Below are 18026 nucleotides of genomic sequence, written 5' to 3'. Positions count from 1 at the left end.
GGCGCGCGGTCCTTCCGCGCCGTTTTTCCGTTTGCCTTCTTCATGCGCCGACTTCCGCCCCTGCATGCGCTGCAGATCTTCTCGACGGTGGCCCGCCACCGCAGCTTCACGCGCGCGGCCGAGCAGCTGTGCATCACGCAGGGCGCGGTAAGCCGGCAGATCCAGACGCTCGAGGCGCATTACGGTTTCCCGTTGTTCAAGCGGCATGCGAAGGGCCTCACGCTGACGGCGGAGGGCGAGCAGTTGCTGCCGGTGGTCAACGAGAGCTTCGCGCGGATCGAGGACATTTCGATGCGGCTCACGCGGCAGCGCACCGATCTCGCGCTGAAGGTGCCGACCTGCGTGATGCGCTGGATGCTGCCGCGCATCATGCGCTTCCAGGGCGAGCATCCCGATCTCCATGTGCAGATCACCACCGCGTGGCAGCACGTCGTCGATTTCTCGACCGAGCCGTTCGATGCGGCGGTCGTCTACGGCACGTCGCCGGGCGCCGGCGTGTTCGCGCTGCCGCTGTTCGACGAGCGGCTGACACCTGTCTGCGCGCCCGAATTGCGGCAGACGTCGCCGCTCGACGCGGTCGGCGATCTCGCGCGCCATACGTTGCTGCATCCGACGCGTGACCACCGCGACTGGCGCGCGTGGCTCGATCATGCCGGCGAGCGCGGCGTCGATCCCGCGCGCGGGCCGACGTTCGACACGCTCGATCTCGCGACGAACGCGGCGATGCAGGGCTTCGGCGTCGCGATCGGCGACGTGACGCTCGTCGACGACGACGTCAGCGCGCGCCGGCTGGAGCGCCCGTTCGACATCGTGCTCGAGACGGGCGCGCGCTACTTCTTCGTCTATCCCGAGAACATCGGCAACCAGCAGAAGATCCGCGCGTTCAGCGACTGGATCGCGCGCCATCGCGATTGACCGGCGATCACGCAGGTACGCCTAGCCGGCGCGCGGAATGCGTTGGATCCCGCGCCGGCGGACGGCTTTACTGGTACGTCACGACGGCGATCATCGGCGCCTGGTTGTTGCCCGGACGGTTCGGTAAAACGATTGCGCGCGAGGCCTGAGTAAAGGTCGTGGTCTTGATGGCCTGCTGGCTCGCCGCGTCGACGAACGCGATCTGGCCGTAGGCCGGGCGCGGACAATCGGGGCGCACGTGCCCACGGGCGGGATCGGCCGTATCGACCGCGAACGAGCAGGGCGGCTCGACGATCATGCCGGAGAAGGTGATGACGCCGGACGCGCCGGCGGCGAAGGACGAGGAAGTGGCCAGAAGCGAAGCAGCCAGGACGAACGAGGCGGCGATAGGGCGGTGCTTCATGACAGGCTCCAGAGAGGAAGCGCGTCGCAGCGGGGCCGCTCGGGTGGCAGTCCGTCTAACGCTGCGATGCTGTATGCGTAAACGGCAAAACCATCGAAACTCTTGAGTGGAAAATTACCAATTTGGGATAGGAGCAAACGATTTCGTATTGCTGAATTCAATCTATGCCTGATTTGCGAGATATCAAATCAGGGTAATGCCGGTGGTGTACGCTCGACCGGAAAGCGGACGTCCGATGCCGGTCGTCATGGCAGGTCGTTGCGAAGTCAACGAGTTTGCGGATCGTGGAAGCGGTGCGCAGGTGAATATCGGCGATCCAAAAGAAAACGGCCGCTCGTTTCCGAGCGGCCGTTTTGCGTTGAAGCGGAACGTGCGTCGTTCAGGCCGTGCGCTTGCGTACCGCGCCGACGACCACGAGCAGCACGATCGCGCCGATGATCGACGCGATCCAGCCCGCGCCCTGGCCCGGTGCGTACCAGCCGGCGGCGCGGCCGACGTAGCCGGCGACCAGCGAGCCGACGATGCCGAGCACGATGGTCATCAGGATGCCCATCTTGTCGTCGCCGGGCTTGAGCGCGCGGGCGAGGAGGCCGACGATGAGCCCGACGACCAGGGTTTCGATGAATTGCAGCATGAACGCCTCCCTATTGCGGTTGAGCTGTTGACGAAAGAAAGTTGACCCGTGCGGCGCACAAGGGTTCCATGCGCGGCAGGGCGGCGCGTGGCGTGCCGAGTATCGCACGCCGGCACGGCGCGCAGATGTCAGGCCGCCGGCGCGCCCGCCACCGGGTCGAGACGGCGGTAGCCTTCGGTCGCGTTCAGCAGCGTGCGCGTGTAGTCGCGCGCCACCTGCCCGGCGCGCACGTCCTCGATCCGGAGCTGCTCGACGATCTGGCCATGCTGCATCACCGCGACGCGCTGGCACAGGAAGCCGACCACCGCGAGGTTGTGGCTGACGAGGATCATCGTCAGGTTGCGTTCGCGATGCAGGCGGCGCAACAGGTTCAGGATCTCCGCCTGCACCGATACGTCGAGCGCGGACGTCGGCTCGTCGAGCAGCAGCACGCGCGGCTCGACGATCAGCGCGCGCGCGATCGCGACGCGCTGCCGCTGGCCGCCCGACAGCTGGTGCGGATAGCGGAACCGGAACGCGGGGCCGAGGCCGACCTCGGACAGCGCGCGGGCGATGCGTGCATCGGTGTCGCCGATGCCATGGATCGACAGCGGCTCGCGCAGCGTCTGGTCGACCGTGAAGCGCGGATGCAGCGATGCGTACGGATCCTGGAACACCATCTGCACGTGACGGCGAAAGGCGCGATCGGGCGTGCCGCCCACCGGCCGGCCGTCGATCGACAGGCTGCCGGACGCGAGCGGCACGAGGCCCGTCAGCGCGCGCAGCAGCGTCGACTTGCCGGAACCCGATTCGCCGACGAGCCCGAACACCTCGCCGTCGCGTACCGCGAAGCTCGCGTCGCGCACGGCGTCGACGTGACCCGTGCGGGTCGGGAAACGGATCGATGCGTGATCGACGTCGATCATCGTGCGGCCTCCTGTCGATCGGCGGGCGCGCCGGCAGGCGGCGCGGGCTCGAGCCACGCCGGATCGCGCCGCAGCACGGGCAGTTCGTCCGGCGGGTTCGCGAGCGGCGGGTTCGCCGCGAGCAGCCCGCGCGTATAGGGATGGGATGCGTCGCGCAGGTCGCGCGCGGCGCAGGTTTCGACCACGCGGCCCGCGTACATCACCGCGACGCGATCGCAGAACGACATCACGAGCGGCAGGTCGTGGCTGATGAACATCAGGCCCGTGTCGTGTCGCGCAATCATCGCGTCGAGCACGGCGAGCACCTGCATCGACACGGCGACGTCGAGCGCGGACGTCGGCTCGTCGGCGATCAGCAGGCGCGGGCCGGTCGACACCATCATCGCGATCATCACGCGCTGGCCCATGCCGCCGGACAGCTCGTGCGGATACGCATCGGCGACGCGTGCGGGGTCGCGGATCTGCACGGCCGCAAGCGCGTCCACGATCCGTTCGCGCAGCGCGCGGCCGCGCAGGCCCGGCTCGTGCAGCCGGAACGCCTCGCCCATCTGCTTCGCGACCGTCATCACCGGGTTCAGCGAATATTTCGGATCCTGCAGGATCATGCCCATCTGGCTGCCGCACAACCGCCGGCGTTCGCCCGGCGGCATCGCGAGCAGGTCGTGGCCCGCGAAGCGCATCGTGCGGGCCGACCAGCGCGCGGCGTCGGGCAGCAGGCCGAGCAGCGCGCGGCCCGTCAGCGACTTGCCGGAGCCCGATTCACCGACGATGCCGAGCCGTTCGCCGGGCGCGAGCGTCAGCGACAGGTCGCGCACGGCGTCGGTGACGGTGCCGTCGTGGCCGCGAAAGCCGATCTTCAGGCCGTCGATCTCGCAGAGCGGCGCGGCGGCTTGGAAGGAATTCAATGACATGTCACGCTCCATGTCGCGGATCGAAGACGTCGCGCAGCCCGTCGCCGAGCAGGTTGAACGCGAGGCTCACGAGCAGGATCGCGCAGCCGGGCAGCGTCGCGACCCACCACGCGTCGAGCAGCACGTTGCGGCCCGACGCGACCATGAAGCCCCACTCGGGGCTCGGCGGCTGCGCGCCGAGGCCGAGGAAGCCGAGGCCCGCGACGGTCAGGATGATGCCGGCCATGTCGAGCGTCGCGCGCACGATCACCGACGACATGCACAGCGGCATGATGTAGCGCAGCAGGATGCGCGGGCCCGACGCGCCCTGCAGGCGCGCGGCATGGATGAAGTCGGCCTGCGCGATGCGGATCGTCTCCGCCCGCGCGAGCCGCGCATACGCGGGCCACGCGGTGATCGAGATCGCGACGACCGCGTTGATCACGCCCGGCCCGAGCGCGGCGGCGAACGCGAGCGCGAGCACGATCTTCGGGAACGCGAGCGCGATGTCGGTGATGCGCATCAGCACGCTGTCGACGAAGCCGCCGCAGTAGCCGGCCGTCGTGCCGATCAGGAGGCCGATCGGCACGACGATCACGACGACGAGGATGGCGATGCCGAGCGTGAGGCGCGAACCGGCGATCAGCCGCGAAAGGATGTCGCGGCCGAGCTGGTCGGTGCCGAGCCAGTGCGACGGCGAGCCGGGCGGCAGCAGCCGGTCGGACAGCACCTGGCGCAGCGGATCGTGCGGCATGATCAGCGGGCCGACGATCGCGACGACGATCAGCGCGACGAGAATCGCGAGCCCGAACAGGTTGAGCGGATTCGCGGCGAAACGACGCCAGCGTCGATACGCGAGGCCGAGTGCGGCCTGCGAGCGCGATGCGGGCGCGTCGGAGAGAAGCCACGCACGCAGGGTGAGACGCTCGGCATTCATGACTGGACGACCTTCGGCATGGGCGATGAAAGAAGCAGGGGGGAAGCGGTCATGACGTGGCGGCCCTCAGCGCGCACGCGGATCGAACACGCGATACAGCGCGTCGGTCAGCAGGTTGACGGTGATGAACATCGCGCCGATCACGAGCGTCGCGCCGAGCACCGCGTTCATGTCGGCGTTCAGCAGCGCGCCGGTCAGGTACGAGCCGAGCCCGGGCCACGCGAACACGATCTCGGTCAGCACCGAGCCTTCGAGCAGGTTGCTGTACGTGAGCGCGATCACGGTGAGCAGCGGCACCATGATGTTGCCGAATGCATGCCGCCAGATCACGCGTCGTTCCGACAAGCCCTTCGCGCGCGCGGTGACGATGTATTCCTGGCTCAGCTGGTCGAGCATGAACGAGCGCGTCATCCGGCTCAGGTACGCGACCGAGTAGTAGCCGAGGATCGCGGCCGGCAGTGCGATGTGCGACACCGCGTTGCGGAACACGTCCCACTCGCCCGCGAGCGCCGCGTCGATCAGCAGGCTGCCCGTGCGCGCGTCGACCATCCCGTCGTACACGGGATCGAGCCGGCCGGGCCCGCCGACCCAGTGCAGCCGCGCATAGAACAGCAGCAGCCCCATCAGTCCGAGCCAGAACACCGGCACCGAATTGCCGATCAGCCCGACGAAGCGCGCGACGTGGTCGATCGGCCGGTTGTGCTTCACGGCGGCCGCGACGCCGAGCGGCACGCCGATCGCGATGCCGATCAGCGTCGCGATCGTCGCCAGTTCGAGCGTGGCCGGGAACACGCGCCTGATGTCGTCGAGCACGGGGTTCGCGGTCAGCAGCGACATGCCGAGATTGCCGTGCAGCACGTCGCGCGCATAGATCAGGAATTGCGTGGCGAGCGGCTTGTCGAGGCCGAGCGCGATGCGCTCGGCCGCGTACGCGTCGGCCGACGCGCGATCGCCGAGGATCGCGAGCACGGGGTCGATCGGCACCTTGCGGCCGATCACGAACGTCAGCGCGAGCAGCCCCGCGAACGTGACGGCGAGCGTGAGTGCCCAGCGCAGCACGCGCAGGGCCCAGCGCACGGCCGGGCGCCGCGCGGGCAGCGTGCGCAGTGCTTCGAGGGAGGAGGCGGGTGTCGACATGCGGCGAATCTTATTGCTTCTTCAGGTTGCGGTACGACACGAGATCGTTGATCGGCCCGACTTCGAGCCCGCTCACGCCGGGCCGCGTCGCGACCTGCGCGACTTTCTCGAACATGATCACGAACGGCGAGCGCGCGAGCATCTCCTTCTGCATCGCCTGATACCGTTGCGCGCGTTTCGCGGCGGTCGGTTCGGCGAGCGCGGTGTCGGTTTCCTTCGTCAGTTGCGGGATGTCCCAGCTGTTGCGCCAGGCCAGCATTTTATAGCTCGACTTGTCGGAATTGTCCGGGTTCCATGCAAAACCCTGCGCGTTGCTGTGCGGATCGATGTAGTCGGCCGACCATTCGCCGATGTAGATGTCGTGCTGGCGCGCGCGGTATTTCGCGAGCGTCTGCTTGTTGTCGCCGGGGATCAGCTGCACCTTGATGCCGGCCTGCGCGAAGTTCGCCTGCACGGCCTGCGCGATTTCGGTGTACGGATAGTCGTTGCGCACGTCCATCGTCACCGAAAAACCGTTCGGCACGCCGGCCTTCGCGAGCAGCGCCTTCGCCTTCGCGACGTCGAGCTTGTACGGGTTCGCGTTCAGCGTGCCGAGGAAGCCTTCGGGCAGGAAGGTCTGGTGCACCTTGTAGGTCGTCTTCACCACGTTGCCCTGGATGCCCGCATAGTCGACCAGCCATTTCAGTGCTTCCTGTACCTCCGGTTTCGCGAGCGTCGGGTTCTTCGTGTTCAGGCCGAGATACAGCAGCGTCGCCTGCGGCGAGGCCGACACCTTCGCCTTGCCGGATTTCACGACCGACGCCAGATCGTCGGGGCTCAGGTCGCGCGCCGCGTCGACGTCGCCGTTTTCCAGCAGCAGGCGCTGGCTTGCCGCTTCGGGTACATGGCGCAGCACGATGCGCTTCATCGCGAGCGGCAGACGGTAGCCATCGAAGCGTTGCAGCACGACGCTGTCGCCGGCCGTCCATTTCACGAGCTTGTAGCCGCCGGAGCCGGCTTCGTTGGTCTTCAGCCAGGCGTTGCCGAAATCGTTGCCCTGCTGGTGCGACAGCAGCAGCTTCTTGTCGACCACCGATGCGGGCCACGAGCCGAGCACGTTCAGCACGAAGGTCGGTGCGTACTTCTGGTCGGTCGTGACCGATACCGTCAGGTCGTCGAGCTTCTTCACGTTGGCGACGACGTTCGCCTTCGTGAGCCCGATGCCGGTCAGCACGGCGGCCGGGCCCTTGTCGAGCAGCACCGCGCGCTGGATCGACCAGGCGACGTCGTCGGCCGTCAGCGGGTTGCCCGAGTGGAACTTGAGGCCGGGGCGCAGCTTGAACGTGTAGGTCAGCCCGTCGGTGCTCACCGTCCACGACTGGGCGACGTCGCCGTTGAATTTCGACGGATCGCGCAGATCGACGCGCACGAGCCGGTCGTACGTGTTCGCGACGTATTCCTCCGGCACCAGCTCGTAGATCTCGCCCGGGTCCAGCGTCGTGAATTCGTCGAGCAGCGTGGCCATCACGAACATGTCCTTCGGCGTTTCCGCGCGCGCGGCGGAAAGCGGTACGGCGGCGAGAACGGACGCGGCGGCCAGCGCCGCGACGAGCCGGGATGTCAGCAATTTCATGTGCGCTCCATCTGTCGTTGAGATCGTTGAAGTCGTCGAACGTGAACGGTGAGGGAAATACGTCGGGCCATCACATCAGGTGCCACGGGCCGCTGTCGGCATTGTCGATCTGCGGCAGCGCGCGCGAGCCCGGCAATTCGTAGTGCCACCACTCGCTGTCGATATGCGCGAAGCCGGCCGCGTGCATCACGCCGAGCAGCAGCAGGCGGTTGCGTTGCACCGCTTCGGGCAGCCCCGCGTGGAAGTGGCCGGAGGCGGCGACCATCTCGTCGAAGCCGGTGCCCATGTCGAGCGGCGCGCCGTCCGCGCCGACGAGCGTCAGGTCGAGCGCGGTGCCGCGGCTGTGATTCGAGCCGCGACCGAGATCGGCGATGAAGTTCGGATCGGGCAAGAAATCCCACAGCACCTGCTGCGCCTGCGGCGGCCGGTACGCGTCGTAGATGCGCAGCGTGAAGCCGGCTTGCGCCGCGATGTTCACCGCGCGGCGCAGCGCGGCTTCGGCCGGCGCCAGCAGCAGGCAGTGCGCGCGGCGGTAGATCGGCTTGCCCGTCAGGTTGCGGTCGGTCGCGTAGACGAGATCGATGTCGACGCGATGCGTGGCGGACGTGATTTCAACGAGACGGTGAGCGTTCATCGGCGGTTCGGAAGGCACTCGCATTCAGGATTCGAATTGATCGAACGTGCGCTGCAGTTCGCGGTTGCGCGCGACGCGCCGGTCGATTGCCGGGCCGAGGCGGTCGACCACGGCCGTGATCAGCAGGTTGAACAGGCAGGTGAGCGGCGCGAGCGAATCCCAGAACTGGCCAACGTCGGTCTTCACCTGCAGCAGGTCGGCCGGCCAGTCGCGCGCCCACGGGCACGAGAGATCGGTGACCAGCGCGAACGGCTGCCCGCGCTCGGCGGCCGCCTGGCAATAGCGGCGCGCGCTGCGCGAATACGCGCGTGTATCGGTGACGATGCAGTACGGCCGCTCGAATTCGGAGTTCAGCGAATCGACGTACGAGCCCGACTGGCCGTCCGAATAGAACACGCGCGGGCGCAGGTATTCGAGGTAGCTGCTGAACGCGTTGCTGATCCCGCGCGTCGACTGGATGCCGAGGATGAACACGGCGTCCGCCTGCGCGATCCGGTCGGCCACCTGCGCGAACACCGGGCCTTCGGCGAGCCGGTACACGTGGCGGATCGCATCGAGCTCGCGCTCGAGCGACGACGCGAGCGGCCCCTCGCGGCCGTTGCCGTCGGGTTCGGCCGGATGCGTGCCGGCGACGCGGCGGTATTCGTCGAGCCGGTCGGTGATCATCCACGGGCGGTCGCCGCCGCCGCGCAGTTCGCGCTTCAGGTCGTCGAGGTTGCGGTAGCCGACGCTGCGCAGGAAGCGCCCGACCGAGATGCCGCTGGTGCCGGCCTGCTGCGCGATCTGGTCGGCCGTCTCGAGCCCGAGCCGGTCGAGGTTCGCGAGCATGTAGCTCGCGATGCGCTTGGCGGTCGGCGTCAGCTCGGCATAGCGGGATTCGACGGTACGGGCAAACGCGCAGGTCATCGGCTGTTAGATCGTTGTCGTCGGGTGATCGAATGTCATCCATCTAACAAAGCCAAAATCATCCGCGCCAGCGGATAAAAACTATGGTGTGAGGATAGGTGATAGGGGCGAAGGGGGCGTGAGCAGGGCGGTAGATTATTCCTGACAGGCATATTTTGCGTTTATGCCTGACAGGCATATTTTGCGTTTATGCCTGACAGGAATATACTGCGTTTATTGTCTCCAGGAATCCACACCGTGAACTTCATCGTCAACACGCCCGCGCAACTGGGCGAGATTCTGTCGTCCGCGCGTCAGGCCAAGGGCCTGACGCAGGCCGAAGCAGCGATGCGGATCGGCGTGGGCCAGTCGCGCCTGTCGTTGCTCGAATCCACGCGTACCGAAAGCCTGTCGCTTAGCCAGTTGCTCGAACTGACCGCGTTGTACGGTCTCGAGCTCAGCATCCGCACGAAGGACGGGCGCGGCGCCGCCGACGTCGAGTGGTAAGCGATGGGACGCAAATCGCATACTCGCGCATTGTCGATCTGGGCAAATGGCCAGAGGGTTGGCACCTGGCGGATTCCCGCGCGCGGCGACATGGAACTGCTGTACGACGCAGGCTGGAAGCAGTCGAGCGTCGGCCGCCCGTTGTCGCTGTCGTTGCCGTTTGGTGTCGGCGACGCGCCGCTGCGCGGTGAACGCATCAATCACTACTTCGACAACCTGCTTCCGGACAGCGACGTCATTCGGCGCCGCTTGGCCGCAAGGTTCGGCATAGCGACGACCGAGCCGTTCGATCTGCTCGCCGCGCTCGGCCGTGACTGCGTCGGGGCGGTGCAATTGCTCGGCGAAGACGACGTGCCGACCGACCTGGATCGTATCGACGGCACGCCGTTGTCGGACGACGACGTTGCACGTGTGCTCGACCAGGCCAGCGGCGTGGTGGTCGCGGCCGGCGACGACGACGATTTCCGGCTGTCGCTGGCCGGTGCACAGGAAAAGACCGCGCTGCTGTTTCACGACGGGCGATGGATGCGCCCGCATGGCGCGACGCCGACGACGCACATTCTCAAGTTGCCGCTCGGCCTGGTTGGCAACAAGCGGGCCGACCTCACGGCTTCAGTCGAGAACGAGTGGCTGTGTCTTGCGATCCTGCGCGCCTTCGGCTTGCCGGCCGCCAATGCGGAAATCGTGCAATTCGGCGCGTACAAGGTGCTGTCGGTCGAGCGTTTCGATCGCGTGTTGCATCGCGACGGCGGGTGGCTGTTACGGTTGCCGCAGGAGGATTTCTGCCAGGCGCTCGGCGTGCCGCCTCACCTGAAGTACGAGTCGCACGGCGGCCCCGGCGTGCCCGACCTGGCAAGTCTCCTGCGCCGTTCGGAAACGGCGCGGGAAGACCTCGACACACTGTTCGCGGCGCTAATCGTTTTCTGGATGCTCGCGGCGCCGGACGGGCATGCGAAGAATTTCAGTCTGCGCCTGCTGCCGGGCGGCCGCTTTCGCCTTACGCCCCTCTACGATGTGATGTCGATCTGGCCGGTCGAAGGCGACGGCGCGAACCAGTGGTCATGGCACAAGGCGAAGCTGGCGATGGCCGTGCACGGCAAACGCAAGCACTACGCGATGCGCGACATTACGCGGCGGCACTTCAGCGCGATGGCCGAACACTGCCTGCTCGGTGATATCGCGACGCCGATCGTCGAGCGGCTCATCGCCATGACGCCGCAGGTGATCGAATCTGTCGGTGCGGCGCTGCCTGCCGGTTTTCAGACGCGGGTCGCGGAACGCATTCTGGGCGGACTGCAGTTCGCCGCGCAACGGCTCGACGAAATGCCGCGGGAATGAAACGCATCCCGGACGGGTTACCCGGCGTTCGTTGTATTCGGATTCGCACGCTTTCGTTCAGATGATCAGTGATCCATGGCGATTGCGCGGCATTGCGATCATGCGTGACACTTTTCATCCTCTTCCTGTCGCCATTCCGGGCGTCGCCGCCGCGCCCGGTCGCATTTCCACCTCCACCTGACACGACCGATTCATCGGCATCGGCCGCCTGCACCCCGCATCTCATCACGCCTCAATCATTACAAAATTAAAGCGAATCAGATTAACTCATCAATTCAGGTTAATAATTCATTTAATTTTTAGATGAATATGGATTTAACTTGCGTCACGGGATGTTCGATTTTCGATAATCCGAAAAACGGCATGTGTTCCGTAAATGGAAATTCGCTCAATCGCACGCATGAAGAGGAAATCATGACGAATCTTTCTCGACGCAAGATGCTGGCTGGAACGGCCGGCGCCATTGCCGCGGCGGGTATCGCCGTATCGGCCAAGGCTGCTTCGTTCGGTAATCCGGACCGCCCGCCGGAAGGCGCGGTGAATGCGCGCAACCGCCAGAGCCTGACCGACCCGGGGCCCCAAAACCCGGCAATCGCCAATCAATTCCCGTCCTTTCAGGATCCGCCGGCTACCGATATCAATGGGATGCCATTATTCTGGGCGTCATTCAATAACGCCCATAAACGCATTCAAAATGGCGGATGGGCACGTGAAGTCACGCAGGACGATTTTGCGATTTCCGAAACCATTTCCGGCGTCAACATGCGCCTCACACGCGGCGGCATTCGCGAAATGCACTGGCACCAGCAGGCCGAGTGGGCCATCATGCTCGACGGCCGCTGCCGGATCACGGTACTCGACGAACTCGGCAGGCCATCGGTGCAGGACGTGAAAACCGGCGATCTCTGGTATTTCCCGCCCGGTCTGCCGCATTCGCTGCAGGGCCTCGGCACCGACGGCGCCGAATTCCTGCTCGCGTTCGATAACGGCCGCGCGTCCGAATTCAACACGCTGCTGCTGACCGACTGGATCGCGCACACGCCGCCCGACGTGCTTGCGCTCAACTTCGGCGTGCCGGCCGACGCGTTCAAGAACATTCCGCTCGACAACCTGTGGATCTTCCAGGGCGACGAACCGGGCCCGCTCGCGGAAGCCCAGCGCGCGTCGGCGTCGTCGGCCGGGGCGCCGCCGCATCCGTTCATCTTCTCGCTCGGCGACATGAAGCCGGTCAGGAAGACCCGCGGCGGCGAAGTGCGGATCGCGGACAGCACGAACTTCAACGTGTCGACCACGGTCGCGGCGGCGCTCGTCACCGTGCATCCGGGCGGCATGCGCGAGCTGCACTGGCACCCGAACGCGGACGAATGGCAGTACTACCTGCAGGGCGACGCACGGATGACCGTGTTCGACACAGGGCCGAAGGCGCAGACGGCCGACTTCCGCGCGGGTGACGTCGGCTACGTGAAGAAGAGCCTCGGACACTACGTGCAGAACACCGGCAGCACCGATCTGGTGTTCCTCGAGATCTTCAAGACCGACCGCTATGCGGAAGTGTCGCTGTCCGACTGGCTCGCGCATACGCCGCCGCAGCTCGTCGAAGCACACCTGAACGTCGCGCCGGACGTGATCGCGCAGTTTCCGCGCAACCGTCCCGACGTCGTGCCGCTGTAACGTCGCCGCCTCGGCCGGCAGGCGGCATGCCGGCCACGGCGCCCGAACTTCAGGAATCCTTCCTCATTCGAACGGAACCTCACCATGATTCCCGTCACGAGCAAACGTGCCGGCGGCTTCGCGCTGCCCGACCTGTCCACCGCGCACCCCGACGGCGCGGCGCGCGCCGCGCTGGAAGGGCGCCGCACCGGCGTCGCCGCGCTGCTGCCGTTCGTCGGCCCGGCCGTGATCGCGTCGATCGGCTACATGGATCCCGGCAACTTCGCGACCAACATCCAGGCCGGCGCCGCGTACGGCTACCGGCTGCTGTGGGTCGTGCTGGCCGCGAACGCGATCGCGATGCTGTTCCAGGCGATGTCCGCGAAGCTCGGCATCGTGACCGGCCGCAATCTCGCGGAGCTGTGCCGCGACCGCTTTCCCGCGCCGGTCGTGTGGGGCATGTGGGTCGCGTCCGAGATTGCCGCGATGGCGACCGACCTCGCCGAATTCCTCGGCGGCGCGCTCGCATTCGGGCTGCTGTGCCACCTGTCGCTGTTCGCGGGGATGATCGCGACGGCGCTCGCGACCGGCGCGATCCTCGCGCTCGAAAAGCGCGGCTTCCGGCCGCTGGAAGCCGCGATCGCGGCGCTGGTCGGCGTGATCGGCGCGTGCTATCTCGGCGAGCTGCTGATCGCGCCGCAGGACTGGCATGCGGCCGCGTTCCACCTGGTCGTCCCGCAGATTCCGGATCACGCCGCACTGACGATCGCGGTGGGGATCATCGGCGCAACGATCATGCCGCACACGCTGTATCTGCATTCGGGTCTCACGCAGGATCGCACCGCGCCGCGCGACGACGCGCAGCGGCGGCGGCTCGTGCGCTTCTCGAACCGCGAGGTCGTCGTCGCGCTCGGGCTGGCCGGGTTCGTGAATCTCGCGATGGTGATGATGGCGTCGTCGGCGTTTCACGCGAGCGCGCCGGGCATGACCGACATCGGCGACGCGTATCACACGCTGATCCCGGTGCTCGGGCCGGCGGCCGGCGCGCTGTTTCTCGTCGCGCTGCTGACGTCGGGCGTGTCGAGTTCGGTGGTCGGCACGATGGCCGGGCAGGTCGTGATGCAGGGCTTCATCCACCGCCGCATGCCGGTCTGGGTGCGGCGCGCGGTGACGGTCGTGCCCGCGTTCGCGGTGGTCGCGCTCGGCTGCGATGTCACGCGCGCGATGGTCGCGAGCCAGGTCGTGCTGAGTTTCGTGCTGCCGCTGCCGATGATCGCGCTGCTGTTGCTGTCGGCGCGCACGGACGTGATGGGCGCCTACGCGATGCGGCCGCCGCTGCGGATCGTCGCCGGCGCGGCGACGGTCGTGATCGTCGGGTTGAATGCGTACCTGGTGTGGGCGGCCTTCAATTGAACGGCCGCGGGCCGACCGCCTACTGCTGCATGTCCGGCGCCTCGCGAAGCCGCCAGATCACGTTGCATTGCTGGCCGCCGAGGCTCGTCGAGCGCAGCGTGATGACGGTGCCGGCCACGACCTGATACCAGAAATGCGCCATCAGCTCGGTGCCCTTGCGTTGCGCCTGCCCGTCGACCAGCACCTCGCACAGCAGCGGCGACGGCGAGCCGGACGGATGCGTGACGTAGACGTTCAACCGCGCGATGTCGCGGGTCGCGGTGAGCACGATTTCGTGGTTTCCGCTGCCGACCAGCATCGTGCCGCCGGGTTCGTCGATCGCCTGCAGATAGGCGCCGGTGCTTTCCTCGATCGCCGCGGCCGCGACGGTCAGCCCGGCCGAGCGGACGTAGCCGGTCGCCGCGATGCGCGCGGCAACCGTGTCGGATTGCGCCGGTGTGCCGTCCGACAGCGCGAACGGCACGCCGTCGCGCAGCGCGGCGTCGGTGTGGTTCGGGTAGTAGCGCCACCGGTCGAGGAAGCGGATGTCGCCGGTCATGTGCAGCGCGCGGATCGGCTCGCCGTGATACCGGAGCGTCGTCGTGCCGGTGCTCGCATCGAACGCTTCGTGAATGCCGTACTTGCTGACGAAGTTCTGGACCGGGTCGAGCAGCGCGGTTTCACCCTGTGCGCTCCACAGGTGCAGGAAGGTCGTATCGATCCCGAAGCATTCCTGGAAATCGGTGCCGATTCGGGCGATGCAGTCGCGCAGGTGGCTGGCGTAGCGTGTCCAGGCATCGGCGGTCCCGGCCACGAGCCCGGCCTGCAAGGCGGCGCCGTGGCGCGCGGAGACTTCGTCGACGACGAGACGCCAGTGATGGTCGCGCCGCTCGCCGATCAGCGGCGTGACGACGAACGTGCAGAACAGCGGGTCGGGGCACGCGTGGATCCGGTCGTCGCCGATCTGCGAGAACAGGTCGAACCCCGGTGCGCAGAACCAGATGTCGGCGTCGTACAGCGCGAGCTTGCGAATCTGCGGGTGGCGAGCGCAATACTCGGCCGCCTCGATGAAGCGGCCGACCGGCAGCGCATACGCGCCCGACGCTTCGATCACGTCGACCGACTGGCTCGCCAGGATCTGCCGCTTGCGTTCGGAGAGGCCGTAGCCGATCACCGCGATCCGGCCGTCGTAGCCGGTGTGCCGCAGCGACAGCAGGAACGGCACGAGCATTTCGTACCACGCGCGGTTGTTGTCGTTGATCGCCACGCAGACCGCGTGCTCGCTCGAATGCATGATCTTTCCCCGGTGTGCGTGCCTGGCTCAGTAGCCGACGTGGCGCTCGCAGACGACCGCGCCGCAGCCGCGGCTGTCGTGATACGTAATATGAAACTGCTTGTTGTCCCACAGCCACTGGAACACGGCTTGATATACGCCGGCCGTGGTCATGTCGTGCAGCACGATCTTCTTGCGCGCCAGCGGGCCGAAGCGGTTCAGTTCGGCGAGCGTCTGCTCGTACGTGTGCGTGGTGTCGATGAACAGCAGGTCGGATGCCAGCGGCTCCATCGCCAGATCGTCGGCGATCCTGAATTCGAAGTCGACCGACAGGTCTTTCGCGGCCTGCTCCAGTTCGTGCCGGATCCGGAAGTGCTCGTCGGAGATGTCGACCGACACGAGGCGCTTGGGTTGCGCGAGCATGAAGGCCGTCGTGGTCAGCCCGGTGAACACGCCGAGCTCGAGGATGGTGTCGCACCCGATCGCCGTTTCCGTATAGAAGTCGAAGCGGGAAGGGCTGTCGCCGAGCCAGCCGATCGGTTCGATCTGGTACTGCAGAAACGCCATTCTCAGTTGTTGTAGCGTGCGCATCCTGTTTTCCTTCGCGAACCGGATTCGGTGGTGGGTGCCATCGCCGGGATCGGCTGGCCCCCGCGGTGCCGGCCATTGTAGATCGCCGGCCGCCCCACGCCCTAGCGCCGGCGCGGCGGTGGCGGCGATTACCCGCGCGCCGGCAGGGCCGGCCGCGCGGGCAGCCCCGATTACTTCGCGAGCGTGCGGTATGACACGAGGTCGTTGATCGGCCCGATTTCCGGCCCGGTCACGCCGGGGCGCGTCGCGACCTGCACGACCTTCTCGAACATGATGATGAACGGCGAGTTCGCGAGTACGGCCTTCTGCAGCGCTTCGTAACGCTGCGCGCGCTTCGCGGGCGACGGCTCGACGAGCGCGGCCTCGGTGTCCTTCGTCAGTTGCGGAATGTCCCAGCTGTTGCGCCACGCGAGCATCTTGGTCGGCGACTGGTCGGAGTTGTCCGGATTCCACGCGAAGCCGCGCGCATTGCTGTTCGGGTCCATGTAGTCGGGCGACCACTCGCCGACGAAGATGTCGTGCTGGCGCGCGCGATACTTGCCGATCGCCTGCTTCGCATCGCCCGGAATCAGCTTCACGCGGATGCCGCCCTGCGCGAAGTTCGCCTGCAGCGCCTGCGCGATCTCGAGGTACGGATAGTCGTTCGGCATGTCCATCGTCACGTCGAAACCGTTCGGCAAGCCGGCCTTGGCGAGCAGCGCCTTCGCCTTCGCGACGTCCTGCTTGTACGGCCGCGCGTTCGACGCACCGAGGAAGCCTTCGGGCAGGAAGGTTTCGTGCACCTTGTAGGTCGTGCTGACGATGTTGCGCTGGATGCCGTCGTAGTCGACGAGCCATTTCATCGCCTGCTGCACCTCGGGTTTCGCGAGGTTCGGGTTCTTCGTGTTCAGGCTCAGGTACAGCAGCGCGGACACCGGCCACGACGTGACCTTGATCTTGCCGGCCTTCGTCAGCGCGGCGAGGCTGTCGGGGCTCAGGTTGCGCGCGGCGTCGGCGTCGCCGTTCTCCAGCAGCAGGCGTTGCGCGGATGCTTCGGGCACGTGACGCAGCACGACGCGCTTCATCGGGTACGGTGTGCGGTACTTCTCGAAACGCTGCAGCACGATGGTCTCGTTGGGCGTCCACTTGACGAGCTGGTACGGGCCCGAGCCCGCGTCGTTGGTCCGCAGCCAGGCGCTGCCGAAATCGTTGCCTTGCTGATGCGACAGCAGCAGCTTCTTGTCGAAGACCGATGCCGGGCACGCGCTCAGCACGTTGAGCACGAAGCTCGGCGCGTACTTGCGGTCGGTTTCGAGCACGACGGTCTGCGGATCGACCACGCGCACCTTCTGCATCACGTTCGCCTTCGTGAGGCCGAGATCGGCGAGCACGCCGGCCGGCCCCTTGTCGAGCAGGATGGTGCGCTGCAGCGACCAGGCGACGTCGTCGGCGGTCACCGGGTTGCCGGAGTGGAACGTGAGGCCGGGGCGCAGCTTGAACGTGTAGGTCACGCCGTCGGCGCCGACCGTCCACGATTGCGCGATCTGCCCGTCGAAGCGTGTCGGGTCCTTCAGGTCGACGCGCACCAGGCGTTCGTAGGTGTTCGCGACGTATTCGGACGGCACCAGCTCGTAGATCCCGCTCGGGTCGAGGGTCGTGAATTCGCCGAGCTGCGTGGCGACGACGAAGATGCCAGGCGGCGTGGCCGCCTGCGCCGGGAGTGCCGGAACAAGCGCGACGAGCGCGGCGCTGACGAACAGGCGGGACAGCAGGTGCTTCATGCGGGCTCCGTTGAAAGGGAATCGTGGGTGCGATTCTCTCATCGACGGCTGCCCGGATGAAAATATTCGGCGTGCGCGCCGGCGGGGTGGCGCGCAGCCGCGAGCCGGGCGGGCGCCCGGCGTCCGCGGGTTCGAATCAGATCGCGCAGCGCGCGATCGCGAATCGCATCGCTTCCTCGGCCGGCTCGTTGCCCGAGCCGCGCACGACCTTGATGACCGAACCGTTGCCCGACGGCGTCAACGTGACGAAGTACGAGTTCGACCCGACCGCGATGTCGGTCACGCCGTTGTGCTGCGATTGCTCGGTGCCCGACAGGCGGCTGTCGAGGCAGTTGGCGACCGCGTAGGCCGGACGTTGCGACGACACGTAGATCATCGGCGCTGCACCGGAGGCGGAGCCCGGGTCGGACGAGGGCGCGGAACCGCAGGCGGCGAGCAGGGCGGCGGGAAGGAGCAGCAGGAATCGTTTCATGATGGGTCGTCGTGTGTCTCGTATCGAGGCTGGGGCGCGGGGGAGGCGAAACGCGAAGCTTCGCGACGAAACCGCCCGGAATCGGGCCGTT

At 66.8% G+C, this 18026-nt stretch carries 18 protein-coding genes; 5 read left to right on the top strand and 13 right to left on the bottom strand.

Features of this window, described 5'->3' with window-relative positions:
• Positions 1–42 precede the first annotated feature (42 nt).
• Positions 43–915 carry a LysR substrate-binding domain-containing protein gene (locus CFB39_RS26770; RefSeq protein WP_089475680.1) on the top strand — a complete coding sequence of 291 codons (873 nt, stop codon included), beginning with the start codon at positions 43–45 and terminating at the stop codon, positions 913–915.
• Between the two features lie 67 nt (positions 916–982).
• Here CFB39_RS26770 and CFB39_RS26765 read toward each other — a convergent pair whose 3' ends face one another.
• From CFB39_RS26765 to sapR, 9 genes are all read right to left on the bottom strand, one after another.
• The gene (locus tag CFB39_RS26765; RefSeq protein ID WP_089475098.1) at positions 983–1318 is read right to left on the bottom strand and encodes a type 1 fimbrial protein; all 336 of its coding nucleotides are present in this window, start codon (positions 1316–1318) and stop codon (positions 983–985) included.
• A gap of 379 nt (positions 1319–1697) precedes the next feature.
• Entirely contained in the window at positions 1698–1952 is a 255-nt protein-coding gene (locus CFB39_RS26760; RefSeq protein WP_046548078.1) for a GlsB/YeaQ/YmgE family stress response membrane protein, read from the bottom strand.
• A 128-nt stretch (positions 1953–2080) separates the two neighbouring features.
• Positions 2081–2857 (bottom strand): ABC transporter ATP-binding protein, encoded by a 777-nt coding sequence (locus CFB39_RS26755; RefSeq protein ID WP_089475097.1) that lies wholly within the window; start codon positions 2855–2857, stop codon positions 2081–2083.
• Complete coding sequence (locus CFB39_RS26750) at positions 2854–3768, bottom strand: ABC transporter ATP-binding protein (protein WP_089475096.1); 915 nt, start codon at positions 3766–3768, stop codon at positions 2854–2856. Before CFB39_RS26750 ends, CFB39_RS26755 begins: the two co-directional genes overlap by 4 nt.
• A 1-nt stretch (position 3769) precedes the next feature.
• On the bottom strand, positions 3770–4684 hold the full coding sequence (gene nikC / locus CFB39_RS26745) for a nickel transporter permease (protein ID WP_069251831.1): 915 nt from the start codon (positions 4682–4684) through the stop codon (positions 3770–3772).
• Positions 4685–4750: 66 nt separating this feature from the next.
• Positions 4751–5821, bottom strand: coding sequence for an ABC transporter permease (locus tag CFB39_RS26740; RefSeq protein WP_089475095.1), 1071 nt, complete (start codon positions 5819–5821; stop codon positions 4751–4753).
• 10 nt (positions 5822–5831) lie between these two features.
• Positions 5832–7433: an ABC transporter substrate-binding protein gene (locus CFB39_RS26735; RefSeq protein WP_089475094.1), complete on the bottom strand. Its 1602-nt coding sequence runs from the start codon at positions 7431–7433 to the stop codon at positions 5832–5834.
• Positions 7434–7503: 70 nt separating this feature from the next.
• The gene (ddpX, locus tag CFB39_RS26730; protein ID WP_089442239.1) at positions 7504–8067 is read right to left on the bottom strand and encodes a D-alanyl-D-alanine dipeptidase; all 564 of its coding nucleotides are present in this window, start codon (positions 8065–8067) and stop codon (positions 7504–7506) included.
• Between the two features lie 24 nt (positions 8068–8091).
• Positions 8092–8973, bottom strand: coding sequence for a sap1 transcriptional regulator SapR (gene sapR, locus CFB39_RS26725; RefSeq protein ID WP_089432867.1), 882 nt, complete (start codon positions 8971–8973; stop codon positions 8092–8094).
• A gap of 237 nt (positions 8974–9210) precedes the next feature.
• On the opposite strand from sapR, the gene CFB39_RS26720 reads away from it, so the two are divergent.
• The 4 genes from CFB39_RS26720 (at position 9211) to CFB39_RS26705 (ending at position 13860) form a co-directional block, all read left to right on the top strand.
• Complete coding sequence (locus tag CFB39_RS26720; RefSeq protein WP_089475093.1) at positions 9211–9459, top strand: helix-turn-helix domain-containing protein; 249 nt, start codon at positions 9211–9213, stop codon at positions 9457–9459.
• Positions 9460–9462: 3 nt separating this feature from the next.
• A complete protein-coding gene (locus CFB39_RS26715) occupies positions 9463–10797 on the top strand; it encodes a type II toxin-antitoxin system HipA family toxin (RefSeq protein ID WP_089475092.1) in 1335 nt (444 codons plus the stop codon).
• Positions 10798–11211: 414 nt separating this feature from the next.
• A complete protein-coding gene (locus tag CFB39_RS26710) occupies positions 11212–12468 on the top strand; it encodes an oxalate decarboxylase family bicupin (protein ID WP_089475091.1) in 1257 nt (418 codons plus the stop codon).
• A gap of 84 nt (positions 12469–12552) precedes the next feature.
• Entirely contained in the window at positions 12553–13860 is a 1308-nt protein-coding gene (locus tag CFB39_RS26705) for an Nramp family divalent metal transporter (protein WP_089475090.1), read from the top strand.
• 19 nt (positions 13861–13879) lie between these two features.
• On the opposite strand, the gene CFB39_RS26700 is transcribed toward CFB39_RS26705, so the two are convergent.
• The 4 genes from CFB39_RS26700 to CFB39_RS26685 all read right to left on the bottom strand — a co-directional run bounded on the left by CFB39_RS26700 (position 13880) and on the right by CFB39_RS26685 (position 17935).
• Positions 13880–15133: a hypothetical protein gene (locus CFB39_RS26700; protein WP_089475089.1), complete on the bottom strand. Its 1254-nt coding sequence runs from the start codon at positions 15131–15133 to the stop codon at positions 13880–13882.
• 27 nt (positions 15134–15160) lie between these two features.
• On the bottom strand, positions 15161–15703 hold the full coding sequence (locus CFB39_RS26695; RefSeq protein ID WP_144030323.1) for a class I SAM-dependent methyltransferase: 543 nt from the start codon (positions 15701–15703) through the stop codon (positions 15161–15163).
• A gap of 170 nt (positions 15704–15873) precedes the next feature.
• Complete coding sequence (locus CFB39_RS26690; protein ID WP_089447887.1) at positions 15874–17463, bottom strand: ABC transporter substrate-binding protein; 1590 nt, start codon at positions 17461–17463, stop codon at positions 15874–15876.
• Positions 17464–17599: 136 nt separating this feature from the next.
• The gene (locus CFB39_RS26685; RefSeq protein ID WP_089427240.1) at positions 17600–17935 is read right to left on the bottom strand and encodes a sugar ABC transporter ATPase; all 336 of its coding nucleotides are present in this window, start codon (positions 17933–17935) and stop codon (positions 17600–17602) included.
• Between the last annotated feature and the right edge of the window lie 91 nt (positions 17936–18026).

The sequence above is a fragment of the Burkholderia sp. AU6039 genome (assembly GCF_002223365.1).
Classification (GTDB): domain Bacteria; phylum Pseudomonadota; class Gammaproteobacteria; order Burkholderiales; family Burkholderiaceae; genus Burkholderia.
This window is presented reverse-complemented; position numbering and strand designations above follow the sequence as displayed.

Excerpts from the sequence above, each read along its gene's own strand:
- CFB39_RS26700 (WP_089475089.1), bottom strand. The coding sequence starts at position 15,133 with ATGCATTCGAGCGAGCACGCGGTCTGCGTGGCGATCAACGACAACAAC.
- CFB39_RS26715 (WP_089475092.1), top strand. The coding sequence starts at position 9,463 with ATGGGACGCAAATCGCATACTCGCGCATTGTCGATCTGGGCAAATGGC.
- CFB39_RS26690 (WP_089447887.1), bottom strand. The coding sequence starts at position 17,463 with ATGAAGCACCTGCTGTCCCGCCTGTTCGTCAGCGCCGCGCTCGTCGCG.
- CFB39_RS26685 (WP_089427240.1), bottom strand. The coding sequence starts at position 17,935 with ATGAAACGATTCCTGCTGCTCCTTCCCGCCGCCCTGCTCGCCGCCTGC.
- nikC (WP_069251831.1), bottom strand. The coding sequence starts at position 4,684 with ATGAATGCCGAGCGTCTCACCCTGCGTGCGTGGCTTCTCTCCGACGCG.
- ddpX (WP_089442239.1), bottom strand. The coding sequence starts at position 8,067 with ATGAACGCTCACCGTCTCGTTGAAATCACGTCCGCCACGCATCGCGTC.
- CFB39_RS26705 (WP_089475090.1), top strand. The coding sequence starts at position 12,553 with ATGATTCCCGTCACGAGCAAACGTGCCGGCGGCTTCGCGCTGCCCGAC.
- CFB39_RS26735 (WP_089475094.1), bottom strand. The coding sequence starts at position 7,433 with ATGAAATTGCTGACATCCCGGCTCGTCGCGGCGCTGGCCGCCGCGTCC.
- sapR (WP_089432867.1), bottom strand. The coding sequence starts at position 8,973 with ATGACCTGCGCGTTTGCCCGTACCGTCGAATCCCGCTATGCCGAGCTG.
- CFB39_RS26695 (WP_144030323.1), bottom strand. The coding sequence starts at position 15,703 with ATGCGCACGCTACAACAACTGAGAATGGCGTTTCTGCAGTACCAGATC.
- CFB39_RS26755 (WP_089475097.1), bottom strand. The coding sequence starts at position 2,857 with ATGATCGACGTCGATCACGCATCGATCCGTTTCCCGACCCGCACGGGT.
- CFB39_RS26770 (WP_089475680.1), top strand. The coding sequence starts at position 43 with ATGCGCCGACTTCCGCCCCTGCATGCGCTGCAGATCTTCTCGACGGTG.
- CFB39_RS26765 (WP_089475098.1), bottom strand. The coding sequence starts at position 1,318 with ATGAAGCACCGCCCTATCGCCGCCTCGTTCGTCCTGGCTGCTTCGCTT.
- CFB39_RS26760 (WP_046548078.1), bottom strand. The coding sequence starts at position 1,952 with ATGCTGCAATTCATCGAAACCCTGGTCGTCGGGCTCATCGTCGGCCTC.
- CFB39_RS26710 (WP_089475091.1), top strand. The coding sequence starts at position 11,212 with ATGACGAATCTTTCTCGACGCAAGATGCTGGCTGGAACGGCCGGCGCC.
- CFB39_RS26750 (WP_089475096.1), bottom strand. The coding sequence starts at position 3,768 with ATGTCATTGAATTCCTTCCAAGCCGCCGCGCCGCTCTGCGAGATCGAC.
- CFB39_RS26740 (WP_089475095.1), bottom strand. The coding sequence starts at position 5,821 with ATGTCGACACCCGCCTCCTCCCTCGAAGCACTGCGCACGCTGCCCGCG.